Origin of the sequence: Pseudonocardia nantongensis (assembly GCF_046546495.1) — a bacterium.
Taxonomy (GTDB): domain Bacteria; phylum Actinomycetota; class Actinomycetes; order Mycobacteriales; family Pseudonocardiaceae; genus Pseudonocardia; species Pseudonocardia nantongensis.
Genome location: NZ_JBKGXT010000009.1, coordinates 70,186 through 95,417, shown reverse-complemented (window position 1 = coordinate 95,417; position 25,232 = coordinate 70,186). Strand labels below are relative to the sequence as shown.

Genomic DNA, 25,232 nt, shown 5'->3' with positions numbered 1-25,232 from the left:
AGCCGTGACGCGCTCCCACGCCTCCGACAGCCGCGTCGAGGCCTCCACGACGCGGGGTGGGGTCAGGAGTCGGGGGTGGCGAGTTCGGTGGAGCGGGTCGCCCAGCGGGCCAGGAGGTCCGCGGCCGCCCCGGAGTCCACGGCGGTGGTGACCGTCTCCAGCGCGTCCGCGATCGCGGGGGTCGGCTCTCCGGTGATCCCGCGGTGCGCCGCGAGCGCGCCCGCGGCGTTGAGCAGGACGGCGTCCCGCACCGGGCCGGTCTTGCCGGCCACCAGGTCACGGACCGCGGCGGCGTTGACGTCCGGGCTGCCGCCGCGCAGGTCCTGCGCGGTCGCCGGGCGGACGCCGAGCGCGGCCGGGTCCAGCCGGGCCTGCCGGACCCCGCCCGTGTCGGCGATCCACACCGTGCTGGTGGTCGTCGTGGTGAGCTCGTCCAGGCCGTCGTCGCCGCGGACGACCAGCGCCGACTTCCCGCGCCGGGCGAAGACCTCGGCCATGATCGGGGCCAGCCGCCGGTCCGCGCAGCCGATCAGCCCGGTCTCCGGCTGGGCCGGGTTGGACAGCGGGCCGAGCACGTTCATCGCGGTCGGGACGCCGAGCTCGCGGCGCACCCCGCCGGCGTAGCGCATGGCCGGGTGGAAGGCCTGTGCGAAGCAGAAGCCGATGCCCAGCTCGGCCACGCACCGCTCGACCGCGGCCGGGGACAGCTCGATCGCGACGCCGAGCGCCTCCAGCACGTCCGCCGTCCCGGCCTGGGAGGATGCCGCCCGCCCGCCGTGCTTGACCACCGGCGCGCCGGCGGCCGCGACGACGATCGCGGACATGGTGGAGATGTTGACGGTGTGCGCCTGGTCGCCCCCGGTCCCGACCACGTCGACGGCACGACCGGCGACCCGGACCCGCAGCGCGTGCGCCAGCATCGCGTCGGCCATCCCGGAGATCTCGGCGGCGGTCTCGCCCTTCGCCCGCAGCGCGACCAGGAAGCCCGCCAGCTGGGCGGGGGTCGCCTCCCCGGCGAAGACCTGGCCCATCGCCCAGGTCGTCTCCTCGGCGGAGACGTCGCCGCCGTGCATCAGCCTGCCGATCACCGACGACCAGGTGGGGGCGCTCGCGGTCACGCCTCAGTCCCGGGTGACGGTGCCGGCCCGGGCGTCCCGCAGTACCTGCGCGACGACCTCGGCGGCCTCCAGCGGGTCCAGCGGGTGCACCAGCACCGCGTCCGCCTCGGACCAGGTGGCCAGCCAGCGGTCGTCGCGGCGGCGCACCGTCAACACGATCGGGGGGCAGTCGGTGACCTCGTGCCGCAACTGCTTGGCCACGCCCATGCCACCGGTCGGCTGTGCCTCGCCGTCCAGCACGATCAGGTCGGCCCGGCCCGCGTCGCACGCGGCGAGGACCTCGGCGATCCCGGTGGCCTCCAGGTACTTGACCCGCCCGACGTCCGGCGCCGGCCGCCGGCCCACCGCGTTGATGATGCCCTCGCGCACCTCGGGGCGGTGGCTGTAGACCAGCACCGTGCTGGTCCCGGTGGCCACGCCGGGGGTGCTGCTGCCGTCGATCCCTGCCGCTGCTCCGCTCGCCACGCGCCGGATACTAGTGCCCCGGTCGAGGGGGCCGGCCGAGACCGACGAACGGCGAGCCGGTGTCGGTCGGCCGGGCCGCCGCGCCCGGTCGCGGTGCGGTGCGGCGCCGGTCACGTCCCGGCCGCCGGTGAGTCGATCACCTGCGGGAAGGCGGTTCCGCGGACGACCGTCCGCCGATCGTGATGCAGGAAGGGGTATCCCGACACGCTGTAGAAGTTCGCATGGGGTCATAATGCCCGCGTGACGACAGCGGCACCCAACATCAGCGCGCGGATCCATTCGCTGAACCGCCCGAACCTGGTCAGCATCGGCACCATCGTCTGGCTCTCCAGCGAGCTGATGTTCTTCGCCGGGCTGTTCGCCATGTACTTCACGGCGCGGGCTCAGAACGACGGTCCGTGGCCCCCGCCCCCGACCGAGCTCGACGTGCCCTACGCGCTCGTCGTGACGATCGTGCTGGTGGCGTCCTCGTTCACCTGTCAGTTCGGCGTGTTCGCGGCCGAGCGCGGTGACGTGTTCGGTCTGCGCCGGTGGTACCTGCTGACGCTGGCGATGGGGACGTTCTTCGTGCTCGGCCAGGGTTTCGAGTACTTCACGCTGGTCACCGAGCACGCGACGACGATCGCCTCCAGCGCCTACGGGACGGTCTTCTACATGGCGACCGGCTTCCACGGCATGCACGTGATCGGCGGGCTGGTCGCGTTCGTCTACCTGTTGATCCGGACCAAGCTCAGCAAGTTCACCCCGGCCCAGGCCACCGCGGCGATCGTCGTGTCGTACTACTGGCACTTCGTGGACGTGGTGTGGATCGGGCTGTTCGGTGTCATCTACTTCATCCGCTAGCCCGCTACGCCCCGAAGCGCCCCACCCGCCACGACGTCGAGGTTGGAAGACCCCCAAGCGATGACCGAGAACCCCGAGGGCACCGCCCAGAACCCACCACCGGAGCAGCCGGTCGGCCGCAGCCGGGCCGCCCGGCCGCACGGCAAGTTGCGCCGCCGCATCGCGGGCGCCCTGGCCATCGGGCTGGGCCTGTTGTCGGTCGGGTTCCTCTACGCAGCGTTCGCACCCCAGCCGCAGGTCGCGAACGCCCAGCCGGACACCGCGCTGATCGCGAAGGGCGAAGAGCTCTACAACAACACCTGCATCACCTGTCACGGTGCGAACCTGCAGGGTGAGCAGGACCGCGGCCCGAGCCTGATCGGCGTCGGCGACGCGGCCGTGTACTTCCAGGTCTCGTCGGGCCGGATGCCGATGGCCCGCCAGGAGGCCCAGGCCGTACGCAAGCATCCGCTGCCGATCTTCGACCCGGAGACCCAGGAGGGCCGGGCCAACCTCGAGGCGCTCGGTGCGTTCGTGCAGGCCAACGGCGGCGGCCCGGTCACCCCGGCGCAGAGCGGCGAGGCACTGCAGGGCGACGACCCGGGCCGTGGCGGCGTGCTCTACCGGCTGAACTGCGCGTCCTGCCACAACTTCACCGGTGTCGGTGGCGCGCTGTCGTCGGGCAAGTTCGCTCCGGCGCTGGCCCCGGCGTCCGAGGAGCAGATCTACACCGCGATGCTCACCGGGCCGCAGAACATGCCGCGCTTCTCCGACCAGCAGCTCACGCCGGAGGAGAAGAAGGACATCATCGCCTACATCGAGCAGGTGAACGAGGAGAACAACCCGGGCGGCAACGAGCTGCTCGGCCTCGGGCCGACAGCCGAGGGTGTCTTCATCTTCACCGTCGTCATGGCCGGGCTGGTCGGGTTCGCGATCTGGTTGGGGGCGAAGAGTTGAGCAGCGACGTGACCACCGGGCAGGGCGGGCGTCCCAGCCGGGAGGAACTCGACGCGATGTCGCCCGAGGAGCTGGCCCGGCTGGCCGGCGACCTCGACGACGTCGAGGTCGTGCACAACACGCCCCAGTACCCGATCGAGGGCACCCGGGCGGAGAAGCGGGCGGAGCGCTCGGTCGCGCTGTGGTTCGCCATCTCGGCGCTGTCCGGGCTGGCGTTCGTGGTCGCGTTCATCGCGTGGCCCTGGGAGTACGTGAACGTCGGCGAGCCCGGACACGAGATCTACTCGCTGTACACCCCGGTCGTCGGCCTCACCTTCGGGCTGTCGATCCTGGCGCTGGGCATCGCGGTCGTCCAGGCGGTGAAGAAGCTGTTCCCGGCCGAGGTCTCGGTGCAGCAGCGGCACGACGGCCCGTCCGACGACGTCGACCGCCGCACGATCCTCGCGCAGCTGGCCGACACCGGGCAGAAGACGACGCTCGGCCGGCGCAAGCTGATCCAGCGCACCGCGGGCCTGGCCGCCGGCGTCCTCGGCATCGGGACCGGCGTGATCGCGCTCGGCGGCATCATCCGCGACCCGTGGGCCGCGGGTGAGGATGCGCCGCTCTGGCACACGGGTTGGCGGCCGGAGAACGGCGAGACCGTGTACCTGCGCAGCGACACCGGTATCGTCGGCGAGATCGCACGGGTGCGGCCCGAGGACATGGAGCCGGGATCGATGATGACCGTCTTCCCCTTCCGGGAGAGCGAGCGCGGCAACGAGGAGGAGCTGCTGCACGCGCAGCGCGCCTCCGACGCGCCGGTCATGCTGATCCGGCTGCGGCCCGGCACCGAGGTGACACCTCGGCCGGGGCAGGAGAATTTCAACTACGGTGACTTCTACGCGTGGTCGAAGGTGTGTACGCACCTCGGCTGCCCGACGTCGCTGTACCAGGCACAGGACAACCGCATCCTGTGCCCGTGCCACCAGTCGCAGTTCCTGGCGACGGAGGACGCCGAGCCGGTCTTCGGTCCGGCCGCCCGCCCGCTGCCGCAGCTGCCGATCCGGGTGAACGAGGAGGGCTACTTCGTGGCGGAGAGCGACTTCGTCGAGCCCGTCGGACCCGCCTTCTGGGAGAGGCCGAAGACGACATGAGTGCGATCACCACACCCACGACCTCCTCCGGGGGCATGCAGGAGAAGGGCGCCGAGGCCCTCGACCAGCTCGACCAGCGTTTCCATCCGGCGGCGGGGCTGCGCAAGCAGTTCAACAAGGTCTTCCCGACGCACTGGTCGTTCATGCTGGGCGAGATCGCGCTCTACAGCTTCATCGTCCTGCTGTTGTCGGGCACCTACCTCGGCCTGTTCTTCGACCCGTCGATGTCTGAGGTCGTCTACAACGGGCCCTACGACCCGCTGCGTGGGGTGCACATGTCGCGGGCCTACGAGTCGACGCTGGAGATCTCGTTCGAGGTCCGTGGCGGGCTGTTCATGCGCCAGCTGCACCATTGGTCGGCGCTGCTGTTCGTGGCCTCGATGATCATCCACATGTTCCGGGTGTTCTTCACCGGAGCGTTCCGCAAACCGCGGGAGGCGAACTGGACGATCGGGATCGTGCTGATCCTGCTCGGCACGTTCGAGGGCTTCACCGGCTACGGGCTGCCGGACGACCTGCTCTCCGGCGTCGGCCTGCGGATCGCCTCGGGTATCACGCTGACCGTGCCGATCATGGGCACCTGGGTGCACTGGGCGCTGTTCGGCGGTGAGTTCCCGGGCACGGAGATCATCCCGCGGCTCTACATCATCCACGTGCTGGTGCTGCCGGGGATCATCCTGGCGTTGATCGCGGTGCACCTGGGCCTGGTCTGGTACCAGAAGCACACCCAGTTCCCCGGCCCGGGCCGGACCGAGCAGAACGTGGTCGGCGTGCGGATCATGCCGGCGTTCGCGGCCAAGGGCGGCGCGTTCTTCGCGGTCGTGGCCGGCGTGCTGGCGCTGATCTCGGGGCTGTTCCAGATCAACCCGATCTGGCACCTCGGCCCGTACGACGCCGCGCACATCTCCGCCGGGTCGCAGCCGGACTTCTACATGCTGTGGTCGGAGGGGATGGGCCGGATCTTCCCGCCGTGGGAGTTCTACCTGTTCGGCGAGTACACGATCCCGGCCGCGTTCATCCCGACCGCGGGCTTCCTGCCGGTGCTGTTCGTGCTGGCCGGCGCCTACCCGGCGATCGAACGGCGGTTCACCGGCGACGACGCGCTGCACAACCTGCTGCAGCGCCCGCGGGACGTGCCGGTCCGCACCGCGCTCGGCGCGATGGCGATCGCGTTCTACCTGTGGCTGGTGCTGTGCGGGTTCAACGACTGGATCTCGTACTTCTTCCACATCTCGCTGAACGCGACGACCTGGGCAGGCCGGCTGGGGCTGATGATCGTCCCGCCGATCATCTACTGGGTGGCCTACCGCTGGTGCCTGGGCCTGCAGAAGGCGGACCGCGAGGTGCTCGAGCACGGCGTGGAGACCGGCGTCATCAAGCGGCTCCCGCACGGCGAGTTCATCGAGGTGCACCAGCCTCTCGGCGGTGTCGACGAGCACGGCCACGCGATCCCGCTGGCCTACCAGGGTTCCTCGGTGCCGAAGCGGATGAACGAGCTGGGGTCGGCCGGCGAGCCGGTCCCGGGGTCGTTGATGAGGCCGGACCCGCCTGCCGAGTCGCTGGCCCTGGCCCGGGCGCGGCACGAGGCGCACGAGCGCGAGCTCGCCGAGCGCGACGAGCGGGCCGCCGCCCGTCGCGAGCTGGAGTCGTCGCGCGGCGAGCTGGAGTCGTCGCGCGGCGAGCTGGCCGGCCGTCCGGACGACGGCGGCCGTCCGCAGCAGCCGTGACCGCCTGAGCTGGAACCGCAACACGACGAGGGCCCCGGTCCGGAGACGACACCGTCCTCCGGCCCGGGGCCCTCGCCGTTCCCTCCCGCTCGCGTTGTGGAGTCGACGTGCTGCTGACGGGTGGCGTCCGGGCGCGTCAGGGCTCCACGACGCTAGGGACGGGGTGGCTCGTCGGGGGCGCGCTCGCCGGTACGGGTGGCCGCGTCGCGGGCGCGTTCGGCCCACTCCCGCCAGGGCCCGCCGCCGTGCACCGCTTCCGACCAGGCTGGGTCGCTGCGCACCAGGCGGGTCCCGCCCTCGGTCAGCCAGCGGTAGAGCAGCCGGACCTCCTCGGCCGGGGCCCCGCGCAGCGGTCCCGGCTCCGGCAGCACGGTCTGCGCGCCCGCGCGGAGCGCCTCGACCACCGGCATCGGCCGGACCCCGCGCGGTGCGTTCCCGGCAGCGGCCAGGCGGCCGTGCCGCAGCACCGCCAGCTGCCACCCGCCCCGGCCGTCCGGACGTGCGCCGACGACCTCGTCGAGCCCGGCCAGCCCGGCCAGCGAACCGGCCCGGTCCAGCCCGGACGCCAGCGCCGCCAGCCGGTCCCGGGCGCGGGCGGCGGACTCGAACCGGCCCTCGCCGGCCCGCGCGTCGACCTCGGCGGCGAGCGTCCGCAGCGGGGTGTCCGAGCGGCCGCCGACCAGGTCCCGCCAGGCGTGCACGGCAGGGGCGTAGTCGTCCGGGCTCTGCAGGCCGGCGCAGGGGGCGGCGCAGCGGCCCAGCTCGTGCAGCGCACACGGTGACGCCGACGGGTTCCGCGCCGGGTTCCGCGCCGGGATCCGGACCGTGCACCGGCGCAGCGGGACGGCGTCGAGTGCCGCGTCCAGGACGTCGGTGGCGGCGCGTTGCGAGCCGAACGGACCGAGCGCCCCCGCACGCGGGGAAGCGACCACCGACAGCCGGGGGAAGATCTCGTCGGTCGGCGCGACCCACCAGGTACGGCCGGGGTTGCGGGAACGGCGGTTGTAGCGGGGCTTGTGCGCCGAGATCAGCCGTAGCTCGCGTACCGAGGCCTCGAGCGGGTGCGCGCAGACGACGGTGTCCACCTTCTCGGCGCGGTCGAGCATGTCCCGGACCCGGCGGCGTCGTTCACCGGCGGTGAAGTAGGACCGCACCCGCCGGTGCAGGTCGCCGCTGGTGCCGACGTAGAGGACCTCACCGTCACCGGCCCGGAAGAGATACACCCCGGGAGCCGCGGGGACGTCGTTCGCCAGGTGCCGGCGGCGCCGCTGCGCGGTGCTCGGCCGGTGCGGTGCCCGGTCCCGGAGAAGCCCCAGCAGCTCCTCCAGGGTCTGGACGCCGAGGTTCCCGATCCGTTCCAGCAGGTGGTGCAGCACCTCGACGGTGGCCCGGGCGTCGGTGAGTGCGCGATGGTCCGGGACGGTGGCGCAGCCGAAGTGCGCGGCCAGCGCGCCGAGCCGCATGCTCGGGCACTCCGACCGGGGCAGCACGGCCCGGGCCAGCCGGGCCGTGCACAGGACCGGTGGCCGCGGCCACGGCCGTTCCTGCCGCTCGCAGGCGGCGCGCAGGAAGCCGGTGTCGAACGGGGCGTTGTGCGCCACCAGCACCGACCCCGACAGGAAATCCAGCACCGAGGGCAGCACCGCGCCGATCGGCGGCGCCGTACCGAGCATCGCGTTCGTGATCCCGGTCAGCCGGGTGACGTCGGCCGGGACGGTGACGCCCGGGTCGACCAGCGTGGCCAGCTCGCCGACACGGTCGCCGCCCTGCACCTTGACGGCGCCGACCTCGGTGATCGCGTCGGTCCGGTTGCTGCCGCCGGTCGTCTCGAGATCCAGGACGACGAACGACACGTCACGCAAGGGGGTGCCGAGCTCGTCGAAGCTGAGCTGCGGGGTGGACCGGGGTGCGGGGGAGCGGGTGGTCACGGCGCGCACCGTAGGGGCGGGGACCGACAGTTCCGGCCGGACGACGGCGGCGCACGATCGGGGCCGGGAGCGGATGGGTGCGGCGCGGGGCGGCGGCGGCCCGGAGCGGTCGGGGATACCCTCGACCGATGGCGCGGAACGACGGAACGCGACCGGAGCAGCCCGGCTCCGGCGTCCCGTCGCGAGGGGCCGCGGAGACGCCCGGACCGGGCCCCGCCGGGCTGAAGGGGGCCGGGCCGGGCGCCGCCGGGCTCGAGAAGGCCGGGCCGGACGCCGCCGGGCTCGAGGAGGCCGGGCCGGACGCCGCCGGGCCGTGCCCTGCCGGGATGGACGAGGACGGGCCGTGCCCTGCCGGGATGGACGAGGACGGGCCGTGCCCTGCCGGGATGGACGAGGACGGGCCGGCGGCCGCCGAGCGGGATGCCGTCGGGGGCGGGGACGTGCCGGATTGGCCCGCGCTGAGCGGGCCGCTGCGCACCCGGCTGGCCGAGATCGCCGGTGCCGCGGTGGGCGGCATGCCGGCCCGCGATGTGCCGGCGCCGCTGCGCCGGCTGGCCCGATTCACCCCGGCCAAGCGGGCCCGGCTCGGCGCGGGGCCGCTGGTGACCCGGCTGGAGCAGGACACGGCGTTCCGGGCGGCCGTCGTCGCCTGGTGGGCCGAGCACCGGCCCGGCGAGCTGGAGCTCCCGGACCGGTGCGCCCCCAGGGTCGATCCGGCCTCCGATGCCGCCGGGACCGCCGCCGCTGGGAACACCGCCACCGGGAGTGCCGCCACCGGCCCGGCGGGCGCCGGCGCACCCGCGCCCGGCGCCGGTGACGCCGCTCCGGCGGACGGTCGACTCCCGGCACCGGTGGACAAGCTGGACGCCGCCGCCGTCGCACTGCTCACCGGCGACCCGCAGGCCGCACACCGGGTGGCCGAGGCCGAGCAGAGCGGGGACCTGGCCGCCCTGCGCTCGGAACGGGACGAGGCACTGGCCCGCGCGGAGAAGGCCACCGCGGAGCTCGAACGGGTCCGCGCCGAGCGTGACGAGGCCCGCGACCGGATACTCGCCGCGGAAGCGGACCGGGACTCGGAGTACTACCAGATGCGCCGCCGGGTCAGTGACCAGGGCGCCCGGCTCCGGACCGCGCTGGACGCCCGTGCCGAGCTGGAGGCCGAGGTGCAACGCCTGCGCGCCGGCGTCGACGACCGGCTGGTCGCCGCCCGCGCCGAGTGCGAGTCCGAACGGGAGCGGGCCGACCGGGAACGGCAACGGGCCGACGCCGCCGCCCGCGAGGTCGCCGCCGCCCGGCAGACGGCGCGGGAGGCCCGCCGCGGCGACGAGGTCCGGCTCGAGCTGCTGCTGGACACGATCGGTGGGGCGGTCTCCGGGCTGCGCCGGGAGCTGGACATCGGCGCCGGCGGACCGCACCCGGCCGACCTGCTGGCGGGCAGGTCGGACGACGCCTCCGAGGTCCGCGGGCGCGCCGGGATCCCGGTCGACGGGCTCGCGGCGCTGGACACGCTGCTCGCCATGCCCTCGATGCACCTGGTCGTCGACGGCTACAACGTCAGCAAGACCGGCTACCCCGACCTGCCGCTGGCCGACCAGCGCTCCCGGCTGGTCACCCAGCTCGGTGCGCTCGGCGCCCGGACCGGAGTCGAGATCACCGTGGTCTTCGACGGGGCGGCGGTCACCGCGGCCCCGATGCGGGGCGGCCGGGGGGTACGGGTGCTGTTCAGCGACCCCGGGGTGCTCGCCGACGACGTGATCCGGGACCTCGTCGCCGCGGAACCGCGCGGGCGCCCGTTGCTGGTGGCGACCACCGACCAGGAGGTCGTGCGGTCGGTCCGCCGGCGCGGCGCGCACTCCGTGCCCTCCGCCGTGCTGCTGCGCCGCCTCGGCGGCTGAGGCTCCCGAGCCCCGGGGTCCGCGGGTCAGCCGGCATCCCGATGGCGGGCCTCCCGGCCCGGGACCGTGGGCACCGGCAGCAGCGGGGCCGCGGCCGCCCCTTCGGGCCCGGCCGGGCCGGTCTCGACCAGCCGCAGGTGCGGGATCAGGCCCTGCTCGGCCAGCACCTGCAGCGCCCGGCGTTCCGGCTCGGCGAACTCGACCGGCCCGGACGCGGGGCCACCACTGGCCGGACGCAGGACCGGCTGCGGCGCCGCCGTGGGGACGACCCCGGGCCCGCCGGCACCGGCCCGCGCGTCGTCGAGGTCGGCGCCGGGCCGGTCGACCGGCAGGTAGGGGATCGGTCGGTCGTCCTCGTGGACGTCCATCAGCACCCCGATCACGCAGCTGCCGCAGGCATCGCCGCGGGCCTCGCAGCGGTCACAGTCGATGATCATTCCGCCTCCTCCATGGAGCTCTCGTCCGATCACCGCGGACGGTAGGGGAGGGGACCGACAAGAACGTCCGGGTCGAGCTCGCGGGGAGAGCCGGCGGAGAAATCCGTTGCGGATCCGTAACCACGGGTGCCGGTGGCTCGTTCACCTGAACAGCAGCACCTCCTCACCGGTCGTACCGATGGGTGGTCCCCCGCCACCCGGACGGCGCAGTGCGTGCCGACCCGACCCCGACGGGCGTCACGGACCGGTGCGGACACGCGGTATACGTCCGCTCCCCACGGTCCGGACGGCGGCCCGCATCCCCGGCGCGTTCCCCCGGACGCGCGCGGGCCGCCGTCCCGGATCCGCCCCCCGGGCGGCACCGCCCCCTCGTAGCACCCGGGGCGGGCTGCGCGCTGCCCGTTACGGTCGGACGGTGGCCCGGACGCTGCTGGTGACCAACGACTTCCCGCCGCGGCCCGGCGGCATCCAGAACTATCTGCACGCACTGGCCCGCGCGCTGCCGCCCGACGAGCTCGCCGTCTACGCCCCCGCCTGGCACGGTGCTCGTGAGTTCGACGCGGCGCAGCCGTTCCCGGTGCATCGACACCCCGGGTCCCTGATGCTCCCGGTCCCGGCGGTCGCCCGCCGGGCCGTGGAACTGGCCCGCGAGCACGGCGCCGACACGGTCTGGTTCGGCGCCGCCGCGCCGCTGGCCCTGCTGGGCGGCCACCTGCGCCGCCGGGCCTGGGTCGCCCGCGTCGTCGCGAGCACGCACGGCCACGAGGTCGGCTGGTCGATGCTGCCCGGGGCACGCCGGACACTGCGCCGGATCGGGACCGACGCCGACGTCGTCACCACGGTCTCCCGGTGGACCCGCGACCGGCTCGGGGCCGCGTTCGGCCCGGACGCCGCCCTGGAGCCGCTGCCGCCGCCGGTCGACACCACCCGGTTCGCTCCGGACCCGGCCGCCCGGGCGGCGGTCCGCGCGCGGTACGGCCTCGGCGACGCGCCGGTCGTCGGCTGCGTGTCCCGGCTGGTCCCGCGCAAGGGACAGGACACGCTGATCGCGGCGCTGCCGCGGATCCGGCGCCGGGTGCCCGGGACCCGGTTGCTGCTGGTCGGTGGCGGTCCGTACCGGGACCGGCTGCGGAGCCTCGCCGCGTCGCACGGGGTGGCCGACGCCGTTGTGATCACCGGCGGGGTGCCCGCGGACGAGCTCGCCGCGCACCACGCGGCCGGGGACGTGTTCGCCCTGCCCTGCCGCACCCACCTGGGCGGCCTCGACGTCGAGGGGCTGGGGATCGCGTTGCTGGAGGCCGCCGCGTGCGGCCTGCCGGTCGTCGCGGGGGACTCCGGCGGAGCCCCGGAGACCGTCGAGGAGGGCGTCACCGGGCACGTGGTCGACGGCCGCGACGTCGGCGCGCTGGCCGACCGGGTGGCGACGCTGCTCGCCGACCCGGTGCGGGCGGCCGGGGCTGGCCGGGCCGGGCGGGCCCGGGTGGCCCGGATCTGGGGCGGGCCCGCCCCCGCCGCCCGGCTGCACGCGCACCTGCGTGGCCGCCCGCTGCACGCGCGGCCGGCCACTCCGGCGGAGGCTCAGCTTCGGTCGGCGGTGCTCCCGGAGTAGATCGTCTCGATGTCGTCGGCGTAGGTCTCGAGGACGACCTTGCGCTTCACCTTCAGCGTCGGCGTCAGCTCGCCACCGGCCTCGGAGAAGTCGCTGGGCAGGATCCGGAACTTGCGGATCTGCTCGGCCCGCGAGACGGCCTGGTTGGCCTCCTCGACCGCCGAGGCGATCTCGCCGCGCAGCTCCGGGTCGTCGACCAGGTCGGACGCCGAGCCGCCGGCACCGGCCGGCTTGCCGTTGCGCTCCCGCCAGCCCGGCAGCACCTCCGGGTCGATGGTGACCAGGGCGGAGATGAACGGCTTCTGGTCGCCGATCACCATGCACTGCCCGACCAGCGGGTGCGCCCGCAGCCGGTCCTCGAGCGCCGCCGGGGCGACGTTCTTGCCACCGGCGGTGACGATCAGCTCCTTCTTGCGACCGGTGATGGTGAGGTAACCCGCGTCGTCCAGCTCGCCGATGTCGCCGGAGTGGAACCAGCCGTCGTCGGTCAGGGCGTCCTTCGTGGCGTCGGCGTAGTGCCAGTAGCCGCGGAACACGATGTCGCCGGACAGCAGGATCTCGCCGTCCTCGGCGATCCGGACCGCGCAGCCCGGCACCGGCCGGCCGACCGAGCCGATCCGCTGCGCGTCGAGGGTGTTGAGCGTGATGCCGGCGGAGGTCTCGGTGAGGCCGTACCCCTCCAGCACCGGCAGGCCGATGCCGCGGAAGAAGTGCCCGAGCCGCTCGCCCAGCGGGGCGGAGCCGGACACCGCGGCCTTGACGTGGCCACCGACCGCCGCGCGCAGCTTGCCGTAGACGAGCTTGTCGAACAGCGCGTGCCGCGCCTTGAGCAGCAGGCCGGCACCGCCGCCGTCGAGCGCCTTCGAGTAGGCGATCGCGGTGTCCGCGGCCGCGTCGAAGATCTTGCCCTTGCCCTCGTTGTGCGCCTTGAGCCGGGCGCCGTTGTAGACCTTCTCGAACACCCGCGGGACGGCCAGCAGGAAGGTCGGCCGGAACTCGGCCAGGTCGGGCAGCAGGTTCTTCACGTCCGGGCTGTGCCCGACGGTCGTGCGCGTGTTCAGGGCGCCGCACTGGATGACCTTGCCGAACACGTGCGCCAGTGGCAGGAACAGCAGCACCGAGTCACCGTCGGCGAACAGGTCGGGGATCGCCGTGGAGACCGTCCGGATCTCGGTGACCAGGTTGCGGTGGGTCAGCTCGCACCCCTTCGGACGGCCGGTGGTGCCCGAGGTGTAGATCAGCGTGCACAGGTCGTCGGCGCGGACCGCGTTGCGACGCTCGTGCACCACGTCGTCCGGGGTGTCCTGGCCCAGCCCGGTGAGCTGCTCGACCGCCGACGGGGCGTCCGGCGCGGCCGCGGCCGGCTCGATCTGCCACAGCGTCCGCAGGCCGGGCAGGTCGGCGCGGACCTTCTCCACCGACGCCACGTGCTCGGCCGTCTCCACGACGATCCCGACCGCGCCGGAGTCGGACACGATCCAGGAGATCTGGTCCGGCGAGGACGTCTCGTAGATCGGGACCGTGACGCCGCCCGCGGCGAGGATCGCGTAGTCGAACAGCGTCCACTCGTAGCGGGTACGGGACAGCAGCGCGACCCGGTCGCCCGCCTGCACCCCGGAGGCGATCAGGCCGGCGGCGACCCGGGTGACCTCGTGGGCGAACTGCTCGGCGGTCACCTCCACCCAGGTGTCACCGGAGCGGCGCCGGTAGACCACGTCCCGCGGATGCTCCGCCGCGTTGACGAAGACGGCGTCGGAGAGCGTCTCCTCGGCTCCCACGGACACCGAAGCGGGAACGCTGTACTCACGCAAGGGGATCGACCTCCTGGCGACCTCGGCAGGCTTCACGGCACGTCGGTGCCGGGCCCGGGCGGCGCGGGCCGCCCGGGCGGCGGACCGGCTCGGCTCGAACCTACCGCCTGGTAGGGGGCGAGTACATCGAGACGGTCATAACGGATGCAGAACGAGGTCACGGCGGTCGTTCGGCGCGCGCCGGGAGGTACCTCCGGGGCCCAGGGGCGGCGAGGGTGCCCCTCGGGGCGCCGGGGGACCGGATGGCACGCTCATCGTGTGCCCGCGGTGGACGTGATCGACGAGACGTTCCTGGCCGTGCCCCGTGCCCGGGTGGCGGCCGAGTTCGCCGACCCCGCGCGGTGGCCGGCCTGGTGGCCGCGACTGCGCCCGGAGATCGCGCACGACCGCGGTGCCGACGGCATCCGCTGGACGGTCACCGGCGCGCTGGCCGGGACGATGGAGGTCTGGCTGGAGGAGGTGCTCGACGGCACCGTGCTGCACTTCTTCCTGCGCGCTGATCCGCCGCACGACGCGCAGCCGCGCGGCCGGTTCGCCCGGCGGCGGTGGGCCCGGCGGGAGTCGGACCGGTGGCACCTGGGCTTCAAGACCCGCGCCTTCACGCTGAAACGACGGCTGGAGGACGGCCGTCCCGCCGGCGTCGCTCCCGGGGAGGGCTGAGTGCGGCTGCACGTCGTCTCCGACGTCCATGGCAACGTCGCAGCGCTGTCCCGCGCCGCGGACGGCGCCGAGGGCCTCCTGGTCCTCGGCGACCTGCTGGAGTTCATCGACTACCGGACCCCGGAGAACGGGATCGTCGGGCGGCTGCTCGGCGCGGACGTGAGCGCCGAGTTCGCCCGGCTGCGCCGGACCGGCGCGCCGCGCGAGCGGATGCTCGGGCTGATGGAACGCGGCTGGGCCCGCCTCGACGACCCGGCGGCCGCGGTGGTGGAGGCGGTCTCCGCCCAGTACGACGAGCTGTTCGGCGTGCTCGGGAAGCTGGACGTCCCGGTGTGGGCGATCCCCGGCAACGTCGACATGCCCGAGCTGTGGCCGGCGACCGAGAGCGTCACCGCCGCCGACGGGCAGGTGGTCACCCTCGGCGGCCGCCGGCTGGGGTTCCTCGGCGGGGTCCCGCTGCCGCCCGGGATCGACCCGCGCCGAGCCGGGCCGTGGCAGCCCTACTTCCTGCGGCACGAGGACTACGCGGCGCGGCTCGCCCTGCTCCCCGCGGTGGACGTGCTCTGCACGCACGCCCCGCCGGCGGTCCCGGTGCTGGCCTACGACGTCGTCGCCCGCCGGACGGAGGCCGCCAGCGACACGCTGCGGGAGCGGCTCGGCACCCACCCGCCGAGCCACGCGCTGTTCGGTCACGTGCACCAGCCGCTGGCCCGGCGCGCCCGGCTCGGCCGTACCGAGTGCGTCAACGTGGGGCACTTCCGGACGCTCGAACGGCCCTACGCGCTCGTCCTCTGACTCCGGGCGGCGCACGGCGGGAGGGCACCGGATAACCTCGCCGCCATGGCCGACGCGACGACGTCCTCGATCTCCATCGACGCACCCCCGGACCGGGTCATGGCCGTGATCGCGGACTTCGGCTCCTACCCGGAGTGGACCGACCAGATCACCGCAGCCGAGATCCTCGACCCGGGCGACGGTGCGCGGGCGAAGCAGGTCCGGTTCACGATGGACGCCGGTGCGATCAAGGACACCTACACGCTCGACTACACCTGGGCCGCCGACGACCGCTCGGTGTCCTGGACGCTGGTCAAGGGCGGGATCCAGAAGGCCCAGGACGGCGCCTACACGCTGGAGTCCGACGGGTCGGGCACCGTGGTGACCTACGAGCTCTCGGTCGAGGTCAACATCCCGATGATCGGGATGCTCCGCCGCAAGGCCGAGAAGATGATCATCGATGCCGCCCTGAAGGGGCTGAAGCGGCGGGTCGAGCGCGGCTGACGGGCCGCAGCGACGGGTCCGTCGGGACCGGCCGGACCACGATCGTTAGGCTCCGCGGCGTGCGCGTCGTGCTGTTCACCGGCAAGGGCGGGGTCGGCAAGACCACTCTCGCCGCGGCGACCGCCGCGCTGCTCGCCGGATCCGGCCGGACCGCGCTGGTGGTCTCCACCGATCCTGCGCACTCGCTGGGCGATGCGCTCGACGTCGATCTGGGACCGGAACCCATCGAGGTGGCCGAGAACCTGTCGGCCGTGCACATCGACGCCCGCACCCTGCTGGAGGGCGCCTGGGGCGAGCTGCAGGGGCACCTGCGGACGATGCTCGCCGGTGCCGGAGTGGACGAGCTGGTCGCCGACGAGCTGACCGTGCTGCCCGGCGTCGAGGACCTGCTCGCGCTGGTCGAGGTCCAGCGGCTGGCCGACACCGGGGACTACGACGTCGTCGTCGTCGACTGCGGGCCGACCGCCGAGACGCTGCGCCTGCTGACCCTGCCGGAGGCGCTGTCGGGCTACCTGGAGCGGCTGTTCCCGGCGCACCGCCGTGCGGTGCGCGGCCTGGTCGCCAACCTGGCCGGGGCGAAGAACGACGGCGCCGGCTGGGAGCGCACCGTCGAGGCGCTCGGCTCGCTGGCCGACCAGCTCGCCGGGCTGCGCGCGATGCTCGTCGACCGCAGCCGGACCTCGATCCGGCTGGTGCTGACCCCGGAGCGGGTGGTCGCCGCCGAGACCCGCCGCACCCTCACCGCGCTGGCGCTGCACGAGCTGCGGGTGGACGCGCTGATGGCGAACCGGGTGATGCCCGGCCCGCCGCCCTCGTTGCGCGGCCCGGCCGCGCGCTGGCTGCGCGAACGGGCCACCGAGCAGCAGGCCGTGCTGCGCGAGCTGACCGAGCTCGGGGCGGACGTGCCGGTGGTGGCGGTGCGCTACACCGCGGCCGAACCCACCGGCGTCGGGTCGTTGCGCGAGCTGGGCCGGTCCATCTACGGCGACACCGACCCGGCCGGCTCCGAGGAGACCGCACCGCACCGGCCGCTGATGGAACTGCGCCGCACCGCCGGGCGCGGGGTGTCGGCGGACACCGAGTTCGAGCTGGACGTCGCGCTGCCCGGCGCCGAGGACGCACCGCTGGATCTCGCGAGGGTCGGTGACGACATGGTCGTCGGACTCGGGCTGACGCGGCGGGTGGTGTCGCTGCCGTCGGTGCTGCGCCGCTGCGAGGCGACCGGCGCGAAGCTGGAGGGCACCGGCCACGGTGCCCGGCTGGTCGTGACGTTCACCCCCGATCCGGGGACCTGGATGACGTCATGACGGGTACGGACGGCTCCTGCGGCGCGCACGCCGGGATCTCCGACGACCTGCGCGGGACCGCGCTGCACCTGCTGGAACGGCTGCGTGTGGCGGTGGAGCCGCTGCGCGCCGACACCGCCGCCGGCGATCCGGAGGCCGACGGCACGCCGCCGTCGGGCTCGGCCGGGGCGTGCACCGCGTGCCCGGTGTGCGCGCTGGTCGCGGTGCTGCGCGGCGAGCGCTCCGAGCTCGCGACGAGGCTCGCCGAGCACGCCACCGGCCTGCTCGCCGTGCTGACCGCGGTGCTGGAGGAGACCGGCGAGCACGCCGCCCGTCCGTCCGGACGGTCCGGCACGAACGGTGCCCGCCCGCACGGTGCCCGCCCGCACGGCGGCCGATCCGTGCAGCGGATCGTGGTGCACCGGTCGTGACCCGCGACCTCACCATCGGGGTCGACGTCGGCGGGACCAGCGTGCGGGCCGGCGTCGTCGACGTCCACGGCGAGATCCTGGACAGCGCCTCCGCGCCCACCCCGGGCACCGACGACGCGCTGGAGGCGGCCATCGCCGGCGTGGTCGGTGAGCTGACCGGACGGCACCCGGTGCGCGCGGCGGGCCTGGCGCTGGCCGGGTTCGTGGACGCGCCCCGCGGGCTGGTGCGCTACGCCCCGCACCTGTCGTGGCGGGACGCCCCGGTCGCCGAGCGGATCGGCGACCGGTTCGGCGGGCTGCCGGTCGTCGTCGAGCACGACGCGAACTCCGCGGCGCTGGCCGAGCGCCGGTTCGGCGCCGCCGCCGGTGCGACGACCGCGGTCCTGATCGCGCTCGGCACCGGCATCGGCGCCGCGCTGCTGCAGGGCGGCGACCTGTTCCGCGGTGCGCACGGCGTCGCCCCGGAGCTGGGACACCTGCGGGTGGTGCCTGACGGTCGCGCCTGCCCGTGCGGCAAGCGCGGCTGCTGGGAGCGCTACTGCAGCGGGACTGCGCTGGCCGCCACCGCGTGCGAGATGATCTCCGCGGTGGACGCGCCGGGCCCCTCGGTGCTGGTCCGGGAGGCCGCCGAGGACCCCGGCCGGGTCACCGGCCGGCGGGTCGCCGCCGCGGCCCGGGAGGGGGACCCGATCGCCCGCGCCGCGGTCCGGGACCTGGGCCGCTGGCTGGGGGAGGGGCTGGCGCTGGTCGCCGACGTGTTCGACCCGGACCTCGTCGTGATCGGCGGCGGCGTCTCCTCGTCGGCGCCGCAGTTCCTGGACGAGGCCCGCGAGCACTACGCGCGGGTGGTCACCGGCGCCGGGAACCGGCCGCCGGCCCGGATCCGCGCCGCGCAGCTCGGCGCCACGGCCGCGGTGGTCGGGGCCGCGACCCTGGCCCGCGAGACTCTCGCGGCCCGTTGAGCCGCGGGCGTCAGAGCCGGGAGCCGTCGTCGGAGGGGTCGGGGCCCTCGTCGTCCGGGTCGGTGGTCCACAACCGCAGCACCAGCCAGGTCAGCCCGGCGGCGATGAGCACCAGCCCCAGCGGCAGCGGCCAGGTCCCACCCACCCCGATCAGCGCCGGCGCCACGCACAGCACCAGCCCGACCAGGATCAGCCCGGCCCCGACGACCGCGGGCGGGCCGGGGCGGGGCAGCGGCGGGGGCTCCGGCGGGTGGTAGTGGTCGTCGTCGGCCACCTCGGCGGAAGGCCCGGGACGGTGCACGGGCCGGTCCTCGGCCGGACGGCCGGCGTCGGGTTCCGGCTGGTGCTCCGGCCAGTCCGGCACGGACCCCTCGCGGCGCCAGCTCGCGACGATCGACTCGAACGTGTCGTCGGGGCCCTCGTCCGGCCCGGAGCCGCGCCCGCGTGCTGGGTCCATCCCCGTCCTTCCCCCGCGACGTCGGCGACGCCCGCGACGGGCCATCCTGTCACGCCGGTCCGGCCCGTCGCACCGGACGGTCCGGCGACCCCGGGCCGAGGAGATCACGGCCCCGTTGTCGGATCGCCGAGCCCGTCCGTAGGCTTGCGCCCGAAGTAGGTAGGGAGGCAGCGCAGGGTGCTGTACTGGTGGTCCAAGTTCGTGCTGCTCGGTCCGCTGATGCGGCTGTTCTGCCGACCCTCGATCGAGGGGGCGGAGAACGTCCCGGTGCGCGGTGGGGCGATCCTCGCGAGCAACCACCTCGCGGTGGCCGACTCGTTCTTCCTCCCGCTGATGCTGCCGCGGCGCGTGACGTTTCTCGCCAAGCGCGAGTACTTCACCGAGCCGGGGATCCGCGGCTGGTTCAAGAGGCAGTTCTTCTCCGGCGTCGGGCAGGTCCCGGTGGACCGCTCCGGCGGTTCGGCGGCCCGCGCGACGATGGACACCGCGGTCCGGCTGCTGGGTGAGGGCAAGCTGCTCGGGATCTACCCGGAGGGCACCCGCTCACCCGACGGCAAGCTCTACAAGGGCAAGACCGGCGTAGCCCGGATGGCGCTCGAGGGCGGCGTCCGGGTGGTCCCGGTGGTGATGGTCGGCACCGACAAGGTGAACCCGATCGGCTCGAAGATGTGGCGTCCGCGCAAGGTGCGGATCGTGATCGGCGAGCCGCTGGACTTCTCCCGCTACGAGGGCATGGCCGGCGACCGGTTCATCGAGCGCTCGATGACCGACGAGATCATGTACAACCTCATGGAGCTGTCCGGGCAGACCTACGTCGACCTGTACGCGGCGTCGGTGAAGGAGCGCGCGGCGGCCGGGGCGCCGCCGCCGGCCCCGGCCCGCGGCGCCGGTCAGCGGCCGGACGCGCACGTGCCCGACTCCCGCGCCAGCTGAGCGCACGGGTAGACAGGACCGCACCATGCGCTTCTTCTACGACTGCGAGTTCATCGAGGACGGCACCACGATCGAGCTGGTCTCGATCGGCGTCGTCGGCGAGGACGGCCGCGAGTTCTACGCCGTGTCCACCGAGTTCGACCCGGAGCGGGCCGGCAGGTGGGTGCGGGCGAACGTGCTTCCCAAGCTGCCCTCGCCGTCCGACCGGGCGTGGATGTCTCGGTCCCGGATCCGCGAGGAGCTCCTCGACTTCTGCACCTCGGCGTCCGGCGACGTCGAGCTCTGGGCCTGGATCGCCGCCTACGACCACGTGGCGCTGTGCCAGCTGTGGGGGGCGATGCCGGCGCTGCCGCGGGCGATGCCCCGGTTCACCCGGGAGCTGCGCCAGCGCTGGGAGGACGCCGGCCGGCCCACTCTGCCCCCGCCGCCGCCGGAGGCGCACGACGCGCTGGCCGACGCCCGGCACAACCTGCGCCGCTGGGAGGTCATCTCCGAGGTGCTCGGCACCGGGGCCGGGACCGGGGCGTCCGGCGCACGGGCCTAGTCTGGTCGTCGTGAACTGGTCCGTCGACGCGCCGATCGATGTCCTGCCGGAACTCCCGCCGCTGCCCGCCGACCTGCGCTCCGGGCTGGACGGCGCGCTGTCCCGGCCCGCCGCTCAGCAGCCCGAGTGGCCCGACCCGGAGCAGGTCGGGCACGTCCGCACGGTGCTCGAGTCGGTCCCGCCGGTCGTCCTGCCGCCCGAGGTGGACCGGCTGCAGGGCCGGCTGGCCGACGTCGCGAACGGCGAGGCCTTCCTGCTGCAGGGCGGCGACTGCGCCGAGACCTTCGTCGACAACACCGAGCCGCACATCCGGGCCACGATCCGGACCCTGCTGCAGATGGCGGTCGTACTGACCTACGGCGCGTCGCTGCCGGTGGTGAAGGTCGGCCGGATCGCCGGCCAGTACGCCAAGCCGCGCAGCAGCGCCACCGACGCGTCCGGGCTGCCGTCCTACCGCGGCGACATCGTCAACGCGCTGGCGCCGGATCCGGCCGGCCGGACCCCGGACCCGTCCCGGATGATCCGCGCCTACGCGAACGCCTCGGCCGCGATGAACATGGTCCGCGGCCTGACCGCGACCGGCATGGCCGACCTGACCAAGGTGCACGACTGGAACAAGGACTTCGTGCGCACGTCCGCGGCCGGCGTCCGGTACGAGGCCGTCGCGGCCGAGATCGACCGCGCGGTCCGGTTCATGGACGCCTGCGGGGTGCAGGACCACAACCTGCACCAGGTCGAGTTCTACGCCAGCCACGAGGCGCTGCTGCTGGACTACGAACGGGCCATGCTGCGGCTCGACATGGAGCGGGCCGGGGACGCCGACCCGCGACTCTACGACCTGTCCACGCACTTCCTCTGGATCGGTGAGCGGACCCGCCAGCTGGACGGTGCGCACGTGGCGTTCGCCGAGCTGCTGGCCAACCCGATCGGGATGAAGATCGGCCCGACGACGACGCCCGAGCAGGCAGTCGAGTACGTCGAGCGGCTCGATCCGTACAACCGGCCGGGCCGGCTGTCGCTGATCTCCCGGATGGGCAACGACAAGGTCCGCGACGTGCTCCCGGCGATCGTCGAGAAGGTGACCGCGTCCGGGCACAAGGTCATCTGGCAGTGCGACCCGATGCACGGCAACACCCACGAGTCCTCCACCGGCTACAAGACCCGGCACTTCGACCGGGTCGTGGACGAGGTCCAGGGCTTCTTCGAGGTGCACCACACGCTGGGCACGCACCCGGGCGGCATCCACGTCGAGGTCACCGGTGAGGACGTCACCGAGTGTCTCGGCGGCGCGCAGCGGATCTCCGACACCGACCTCGCCGGCCGGTACGAGACCGCCTGCGACCCGCGGCTGAACACCCAGCAGAGCCTGGAGCTGGCGTTCCTGGTCGCGGAGATGCTGCGCGGCTGAGGGGCTCGTCGTGGGGCGGATCGTCGTCGTCGGGTCGCTGAACGCCGATCTGGTGGTGCGGACCGAGCGGTTCCCGCGGCCGGGGGAGACGGTCGCGGGTGCCGACCTCGTCGTCGGGCCCGGCGGCAAGGGCGCCAACCAGGCCGTGGCCGCCGCCCGGTTGGGCGGGGACGTGACGATGGTGGGCGCGGTCGGTGACGACGCGCACGGCCGCCTGGTCACCGGCGCGGTCGCGACCGCCGGGGCGGACGTCACCCGGGTCGCGGTCCGGGACGACACGGCCACCGGCACCGCGGTGATCACGGTGGACGCCGCCGCGGACAACACGATCGTCGTCTCGCCGGGGGCGAACGGCACGCTTCACGGCGCCGACCTGCCCGCGTTCGGGGCCGGGGACGTGCTGACGATGTCACTGGAGATCCCGACCGGCACCGTGCTGGCCGCCGCGCGCGCGGCCCGCGCGGCCGGGGCGACGGTGCTGCTCAACCTCTCCCCGTACGCCGAGGCCCCGGCCGAGCTGCTGGAGCTGACCGACGTGCTGGTGGTCAACGATCACGAGGCCGAGCTGCTCGGCGAGCATCCGGTCGCCCGGTCGGTGGTCACCATGGGCGCGGCCGGCTGCCTGGTCGACGACGCCGGCACCGTCACCCGGGTCGCCGCCATGCCCGCCGACCCGGTGGACACGACCGGCTCCGGGGACACCTTCCTCGCCGCCGTCGCCGTCCGGCTGGGCGTCGGGGAGGATCTGGCCGCCGCGGCCCGCTACGCCGTCCGGGCCGGCGCGTTCGCGGTGACCCTCCGGGGTGCGCAGCTGCCCGGGATCACCGCGGCGGACCGCAGCCGGTACCGGCTCTGATCCGGCTGCCGCCAGGCCGTTCGCCGCGGGACTCGGACCCCGCAGCCGTGACCGGACGGGCAACACGGATCGCCGGGGTCGGATCAGAGCACCTTGAGGGTGACCGTGTCGCCCTCCTCGGCGGAGTCCCCGGGGGACGGGTCCTGGCTGATCACCTGGCCGTCCCGGCGGCCGAACGGGAAGCTCCGTTCGACGTCGACGTCGTAGCCCTGGGACTCGAGCAGCTCCGTGGCCTCGTCCGCGTCCATCCCGATCAGGAACGGGATCGACCCGCCGGTGTCGGGCTCGGGAGCGGGTGGTGGTGGTGGTGGTGGCGGCGGGGCCGGCTCGACGCCCCGGCTGGTGACCAGGGTGACCGCCGCGTCACCGGGCAGCCGGGTGCCCGCGGCCGGGTCGGTGCGGATCACCGCACCGGACGGGACGGTGTCGCTGAACTCCTCGGCATCGGTCGAACGGACCGGGGTCAGCCCGGCGCCGCGCACCGCCTCCTCGGCGGTGGCCACCGCGCTGCCCGCGGGGACGTCGGGCACCGCGGGCCGGCCGGTCGACACGATCAGCGTGACCGTGCTGCCGCGCAGCACCCGGGACTCGGCAGCCGGGTCCACCTGGGCGACCAGGTCCGGGCGGATGCGGTCGTCGGCCCGCTCGGTCACCGACGGCGTCAGGTCCGCCTCGGCGACGAGCGCCGTCGCCTGCTCCCGGTCCAGCCCCGCGACGGCGGGCATCGTCGTCCAGCGGCCCGAGCCCAGCCACCAGGCGCCGGTGCCGGCCAGGGCGGCGAGCAGCACCAGCAGCACCATCCAGAGCGCGAACGTGCGGCGGCCGCGGCGGCGGTCGGCGCGCAGCTCGGTGCGGGAGCGGCCCTCCGGCTCGGCGGCCGGCGTGACGGCGGTGCCGTGCCGCGGCTGCACCCGGGTGCCGGAGTGGCCGACCGGTGCCGCCGCGGCGGCGTCCGGGCGGATCCGCTGCGGGCCGGCGGGCAGCGTCTCGGCGTCCTCGATCGGGCCGGGCGGGCGGGGCACGGCGGCCCGTGGCAGCCCGAGCCGGTCGGCGACGGCGAGTAGTTCCTGGCGCAGCTGCTCGGCGTGCGCAGGCCGCTGCGCGGGGTCACGGGCGGTGGCCCGGGCGACCAGCGCGTCGACCTCGGCGGGCAGCCCCGGCACCGACGCCGACGGCGGCGGCACGTCCTCGTTCACGTGCCGGTAGGCGACCGAGAGCGGGTTGTCCGCGGTGTAGGGCGGGACGCCGGTGAGCAGCTCGTAGAGCACGATGCCGGCGGCGTAGACGTCGCTGCGGGCGTCCGCGCGACCGGTCTCCACCTGCTCGGGGGAGAGGTAGGCCATCGTCCCGAGGATCATCCCGGCGTGGCTGACACCGGCCTCCGCGGCTGCGGTGAGCAGACCGAAGTCGGCCACCTTCACCTCGCCGGACGAGGAGATCAGCACGTTCTCCGGTTTCACGTCCCGGTGCACCATGCCGAGCCGGTGCGCGCGGGCCAGTCCGGCCAGCACCGGGTCGAGCGCCTGCACGGTGGCGGGCAGGCCGAGCGCGCCGCGGTGCCGCAGCACGTCGCGCAGGGTGCCGCCGTCCACCAGCTCCATGACGACGAACAGGCTCGGTTCGCCGAGCGGCCCGGCCGGGACGGTGCCCCGGTCGTAGACCGCGACGACCGAGGGGTGGTCGATCCGCGCGGCGAGCCGGGCCTCCCGGTCGAACCGGGTGCGGAACGCGTGGTCCCCGGCCATCCGCGGGTCCATCACCTTGATCGCGACGGCGCGCTCGAGCCGGGTGTCCGTACCGTGATGGACGGTGGACATCCCGCCGCGGGCCAGGACCGGCCCGACCCGGTAGCGGCCGTCGAGCAGCACCGGGTCGAGGCCGTCGGCAGCGATCCGTCCGGCCCCACCCGCCGGGCCACGATCGGCCGGTCCGGACGGTGCGCTCACGTACCGAAGGCTACTTCGCCCGATCGGTCGCTCCGGGACCCACCCGGCGCGGCGGGTGAACCACGACGGAGTGATGTGGGACAGTGTCCCGCTGTGAGTGAGCCCCTCCCCGCGGCGGTCACCGAGGACACCCTCCCGGTCTCCGAGGTCGCCGCCCGGCTGTCGATTCCTGCCTCCCGCGTGCACCAGCTGGTCCGTGAGGGCCAGTTGCTGTCGATCAAGATCGGGCACGACGTGGTCGTCCCGGCCGCCTTCCTGACCGAGGACGACGTCGTGCGCGGCCTGTCCGGCACCATCATGGTGCTGCGCGACGGCGGCTACGACGATCCGGACATCCTCCGCTGGCTGTTCACCGACGACGAGTCGCTGTCCGGCAGCCCGGTCGCGGCGATCAAGGCCGGCCGGCACAAGGAGGTCAAGCGCCGCGCCCAGGCGATGGCGTTCTGAGCCGTTCCGTCCGCGCCGCCGCCCGGCGCCACGGCGCCACCACCGGGCTGCCGGCACCACCGGGCCGCCCGCACCGTCCGGCCACACCACGCACCACGCACCCCGTACCCCGCAGACGCGCA

Annotated in this window: 24 protein-coding genes; 17 read left to right on the top strand and 7 right to left on the bottom strand. The window is 74.5% G+C overall.

Going from position 1 to position 25,232, the window contains the following annotated elements:
* Positions 1 to 62 precede the first annotated feature (62 nt).
* Both trpD and ACLFMI_RS11840 read right to left on the bottom strand, forming a co-directional pair.
* Positions 63 to 1,118 (bottom strand): anthranilate phosphoribosyltransferase, encoded by a 1,056-nt coding sequence (trpD, locus tag ACLFMI_RS11845; RefSeq protein ID WP_410947847.1) that lies wholly within the window; start codon positions 1,116 to 1,118, stop codon positions 63 to 65.
* A gap of 3 nt (positions 1,119 to 1,121) precedes the next feature.
* The gene (locus ACLFMI_RS11840) at positions 1,122 to 1,514 is read right to left on the bottom strand and encodes a response regulator (protein WP_410947972.1); all 393 of its coding nucleotides are present in this window, start codon (positions 1,512 to 1,514) and stop codon (positions 1,122 to 1,124) included.
* 309 nt (positions 1,515 to 1,823) lie between these two features.
* Here ACLFMI_RS11840 and ctaE point away from each other — a divergent pair, with 309 nt between their 5' ends.
* The 4 genes from ctaE to qcrB are packed head-to-tail and all read left to right on the top strand — an operon-like array spanning position 1,824 to position 6,222.
* Positions 1,824 to 2,426: an aa3-type cytochrome oxidase subunit III gene (ctaE, locus tag ACLFMI_RS11835; protein ID WP_458788582.1), complete on the top strand. Its 603-nt coding sequence runs from the start codon at positions 1,824 to 1,826 to the stop codon at positions 2,424 to 2,426.
* A gap of 60 nt (positions 2,427 to 2,486) precedes the next feature.
* Positions 2,487 to 3,362: a cytochrome bc1 complex diheme cytochrome c subunit gene (gene qcrC / locus ACLFMI_RS11830; protein ID WP_410947846.1), complete on the top strand. Its 876-nt coding sequence runs from the start codon at positions 2,487 to 2,489 to the stop codon at positions 3,360 to 3,362.
* Positions 3,359 to 4,495 (top strand): cytochrome bc1 complex Rieske iron-sulfur subunit, encoded by a 1,137-nt coding sequence (gene qcrA / locus ACLFMI_RS11825; protein WP_410947845.1) that lies wholly within the window; start codon positions 3,359 to 3,361, stop codon positions 4,493 to 4,495. Before qcrC ends, qcrA begins: the two co-directional genes overlap by 4 nt.
* Positions 4,492 to 6,222: a cytochrome bc1 complex cytochrome b subunit gene (gene qcrB / locus ACLFMI_RS11820; protein ID WP_410947844.1), complete on the top strand. Its 1,731-nt coding sequence runs from the start codon at positions 4,492 to 4,494 to the stop codon at positions 6,220 to 6,222. The genes qcrA and qcrB overlap by 4 nt, the downstream gene beginning before the upstream one ends.
* A gap of 152 nt (positions 6,223 to 6,374) precedes the next feature.
* On the opposite strand, the gene ACLFMI_RS11815 is transcribed toward qcrB, so the two are convergent.
* Entirely contained in the window at positions 6,375 to 8,150 is a 1,776-nt protein-coding gene (locus ACLFMI_RS11815) for a DEDD exonuclease domain-containing protein (protein WP_410947843.1), read from the bottom strand.
* Positions 8,151 to 8,278: 128 nt separating this feature from the next.
* Here ACLFMI_RS11815 and ACLFMI_RS11810 point away from each other — a divergent pair, with 128 nt between their 5' ends.
* Positions 8,279 to 10,045, top strand: coding sequence for an NYN domain-containing protein (locus tag ACLFMI_RS11810; RefSeq protein ID WP_410947842.1), 1,767 nt, complete (start codon positions 8,279 to 8,281; stop codon positions 10,043 to 10,045).
* A 26-nt stretch (positions 10,046 to 10,071) separates the two neighbouring features.
* Here the strand turns inward: ACLFMI_RS11810 and ACLFMI_RS11805 are convergent, their stop codons facing one another.
* Entirely contained in the window at positions 10,072 to 10,482 is a 411-nt protein-coding gene (locus tag ACLFMI_RS11805) for a hypothetical protein (RefSeq protein WP_410947841.1), read from the bottom strand.
* 415 nt (positions 10,483 to 10,897) lie between these two features.
* Between ACLFMI_RS11805 and ACLFMI_RS11800 the strand changes: the two genes are divergently transcribed.
* Positions 10,898 to 12,091, top strand: coding sequence for a glycosyltransferase family 4 protein (locus tag ACLFMI_RS11800; RefSeq protein ID WP_410947840.1), 1,194 nt, complete (start codon positions 10,898 to 10,900; stop codon positions 12,089 to 12,091).
* On the opposite strand, the gene ACLFMI_RS11795 is transcribed toward ACLFMI_RS11800, so the two are convergent.
* Entirely contained in the window at positions 12,061 to 13,902 is a 1,842-nt protein-coding gene (locus tag ACLFMI_RS11795; protein WP_410947839.1) for an AMP-dependent synthetase/ligase, read from the bottom strand. The genes ACLFMI_RS11800 and ACLFMI_RS11795 overlap by 31 nt on opposite strands.
* A 258-nt stretch (positions 13,903 to 14,160) precedes the next feature.
* Between ACLFMI_RS11795 and ACLFMI_RS11790 the strand changes: the two genes are divergently transcribed.
* From ACLFMI_RS11790 to ACLFMI_RS11765, 6 genes are read left to right on the top strand one after another with little or no spacing between them, the layout of a single operon-like run.
* Positions 14,161 to 14,562: a polyketide cyclase / dehydrase and lipid transport gene (locus tag ACLFMI_RS11790; protein ID WP_410947838.1), complete on the top strand. Its 402-nt coding sequence runs from the start codon at positions 14,161 to 14,163 to the stop codon at positions 14,560 to 14,562.
* Positions 14,563 to 15,357: a metallophosphoesterase family protein gene (locus ACLFMI_RS11785; RefSeq protein WP_410947837.1), complete on the top strand. Its 795-nt coding sequence runs from the start codon at positions 14,563 to 14,565 to the stop codon at positions 15,355 to 15,357. It begins immediately after the preceding gene.
* 45 nt (positions 15,358 to 15,402) lie between these two features.
* Positions 15,403 to 15,840 (top strand): SRPBCC family protein, encoded by a 438-nt coding sequence (locus ACLFMI_RS11780; RefSeq protein WP_410947836.1) that lies wholly within the window; start codon positions 15,403 to 15,405, stop codon positions 15,838 to 15,840.
* Between the two features lie 59 nt (positions 15,841 to 15,899).
* Positions 15,900 to 17,147 (top strand): ArsA family ATPase, encoded by a 1,248-nt coding sequence (locus ACLFMI_RS11775; RefSeq protein WP_410947835.1) that lies wholly within the window; start codon positions 15,900 to 15,902, stop codon positions 17,145 to 17,147.
* Entirely contained in the window at positions 17,144 to 17,557 is a 414-nt protein-coding gene (locus ACLFMI_RS11770; protein WP_410947834.1) for a hypothetical protein, read from the top strand. Before ACLFMI_RS11775 ends, ACLFMI_RS11770 begins: the two co-directional genes overlap by 4 nt.
* Complete coding sequence (locus ACLFMI_RS11765; protein ID WP_410947833.1) at positions 17,554 to 18,519, top strand: ROK family protein; 966 nt, start codon at positions 17,554 to 17,556, stop codon at positions 18,517 to 18,519. Before ACLFMI_RS11770 ends, ACLFMI_RS11765 begins: the two co-directional genes overlap by 4 nt.
* A gap of 10 nt (positions 18,520 to 18,529) precedes the next feature.
* On the opposite strand, the gene ACLFMI_RS11760 is transcribed toward ACLFMI_RS11765, so the two are convergent.
* Positions 18,530 to 18,976 carry a DUF308 domain-containing protein gene (locus ACLFMI_RS11760; RefSeq protein WP_410947832.1) on the bottom strand — a complete coding sequence of 149 codons (447 nt, stop codon included), beginning with the start codon at positions 18,974 to 18,976 and terminating at the stop codon, positions 18,530 to 18,532.
* Positions 18,977 to 19,153: 177 nt separating this feature from the next.
* Between ACLFMI_RS11760 and ACLFMI_RS11755 the strand changes: the two genes are divergently transcribed.
* From ACLFMI_RS11755 to ACLFMI_RS11740, 4 genes are read left to right on the top strand one after another with little or no spacing between them, the layout of a single operon-like run.
* Positions 19,154 to 19,909, top strand: coding sequence for a lysophospholipid acyltransferase family protein (locus ACLFMI_RS11755; RefSeq protein ID WP_410947831.1), 756 nt, complete (start codon positions 19,154 to 19,156; stop codon positions 19,907 to 19,909).
* Between the two features lie 25 nt (positions 19,910 to 19,934).
* Positions 19,935 to 20,453, top strand: a complete 519-nt coding sequence (locus ACLFMI_RS11750; protein ID WP_410947830.1) for a polyadenylate-specific 3'-exoribonuclease AS — start codon at positions 19,935 to 19,937, stop codon at positions 20,451 to 20,453.
* A gap of 10 nt (positions 20,454 to 20,463) precedes the next feature.
* The gene (locus ACLFMI_RS11745) at positions 20,464 to 21,861 is read left to right on the top strand and encodes a class II 3-deoxy-7-phosphoheptulonate synthase (protein ID WP_410947829.1); all 1,398 of its coding nucleotides are present in this window, start codon (positions 20,464 to 20,466) and stop codon (positions 21,859 to 21,861) included.
* Between the two features lie 10 nt (positions 21,862 to 21,871).
* Positions 21,872 to 22,717, top strand: coding sequence for a ribokinase (locus ACLFMI_RS11740; RefSeq protein WP_410947828.1), 846 nt, complete (start codon positions 21,872 to 21,874; stop codon positions 22,715 to 22,717).
* An 83-nt stretch (positions 22,718 to 22,800) separates the two neighbouring features.
* On the opposite strand, the gene pknB is transcribed toward ACLFMI_RS11740, so the two are convergent.
* Positions 22,801 to 24,663: a Stk1 family PASTA domain-containing Ser/Thr kinase gene (gene pknB / locus ACLFMI_RS11735; protein ID WP_410947827.1), complete on the bottom strand. Its 1,863-nt coding sequence runs from the start codon at positions 24,661 to 24,663 to the stop codon at positions 22,801 to 22,803.
* A 93-nt stretch (positions 24,664 to 24,756) separates the two neighbouring features.
* Here pknB and ACLFMI_RS11730 point away from each other — a divergent pair, with 93 nt between their 5' ends.
* On the top strand, positions 24,757 to 25,110 hold the full coding sequence (locus ACLFMI_RS11730; RefSeq protein WP_410947826.1) for an Rv2175c family DNA-binding protein: 354 nt from the start codon (positions 24,757 to 24,759) through the stop codon (positions 25,108 to 25,110).
* Positions 25,111 to 25,232: the final 122 nt, after the last annotated feature.